Raw genomic sequence first — 1,337 nt, 5'->3', positions numbered from 1 at the left:
GAAGCAAGTCACGTTCGAACTCTGCCACCGCTGAAATCACCTGCATGGTCATTTTTCCCGCGGGGCTGGTAAGATCGACGCCCCCAAGAGCCAGGCAGTGAACACGAATGTCTAATGCCGCCAGTTGCTCAACCGTTTTTCTGATATCCATCGCATTACGTCCCAGACGGTCCAGTTTAGTGACAATCAGCACATCACCATTTTCCATACGATCAAGCAGCCGGATAAATCCAGCTCGCTCACTGGCCGCCACCGATCCACTGATGTGTTCTTCAACCAATCGCTGAGGATTGACGGCAAAACCGGCAGCCTCAATTTCCCTGCGCTGGTTATCAGTAGTCTGTTCCAGAGTGGAGACCCGGCAGTAGGCAAAAACTCGTGACATAGTGAAAATTTCCGTACGGAATGGATGTACGAATCATAATGCATGTCCGAAACTAATTTCACTAACTTTCGTACATATTTGTAAATGGGTGTACGAAACCGAACGGTTTTGGACACCATCAGGCGGCCAACGCCAGCCGCTGATCCATATTCAGTTCGATACGGCCATACGGATTAACATGGTGATATATTAATGGCGTCAGACCACGCCAGTCTTCATCGGTCATCCGCTGACGCCAGGTCGGCTCTGACAGCACATTCTGGATCAACAATGTATTGATGTAGACCAGACTGATTTGCAACAGATGTAACGACAGCATAGATAGCTCCTGCTCTGCTGTCCGGTTGCTGGTAAATTCACCTTGCTCGCCATAAAAAATAAAATCATTGGCACTGTTCCAGTTCTCCACGACGTTGAGGCCCGCATTAATTTCACAACGTAGCGACTCATCTTGCAAATAGCGGCAGAGGAAGATGGTCTTAATCGCTTTGCCCAACTCCGCTAATGCCTTATAGGTTGGGTGCTGGATATTATTGCGGGTGAATCGCCTCAATATGGCCTCGGGTTCAGCCGTTCCTACTTTAAGTGCCGATGTATATTTGATTATCTCGTCATACTGTTGTGCAATAAGCTCCCAGTCGATTCCCCGGGTTAAAATCGGGGTCAGGTGCGGGTACAACAATGCATCCTCTTTTTCACACACATACAGTTTCTGTCGGGCGATAGCTTTCAGACGGGGCAGTAAATCGAACCCCAGCACATCACTGAATGCAAAGGCCACCTCACTTTGCCCATGGCTGTCCACATACTGATGGTTGATTTCCATGTCGGTACAGTGACGCAGCACGCCTTCCATCATGGCGGCCACCTCCGATGAGGAACAGCGACGTAATTGTGAATAAATACATGTTGAGTGCGTATCCACATGCCAGTAAATCATCACGCCACGCCC

At 49.1% G+C, this 1,337-nt stretch carries 2 protein-coding genes; both read right to left on the bottom strand.

Translation table 11 applies throughout. The features are described from left to right. Window positions 1-385: recombinase family protein (locus tag AEP37_RS23740; RefSeq protein ID WP_049615641.1), on the bottom strand; the 385-nt coding region annotated here is incomplete at its 3' end. A gap of 118 nt (window positions 386-503) precedes the next feature. Continuing rightward, on the bottom strand, window positions 504-1,337 hold an 834-nt coding region (locus AEP37_RS23735), incomplete at its 5' end, for a Tn3 family transposase (protein WP_049615640.1).

This window comes from Yersinia pekkanenii, from assembly GCF_001152565.1.
Classification (GTDB): Bacteria; Pseudomonadota; Gammaproteobacteria; order Enterobacterales; family Enterobacteriaceae; genus Yersinia; species Yersinia pekkanenii.
Note: the sequence above shows the minus strand (reverse complement) of the source record. Positions and strands in the feature narration are given on the sequence as shown.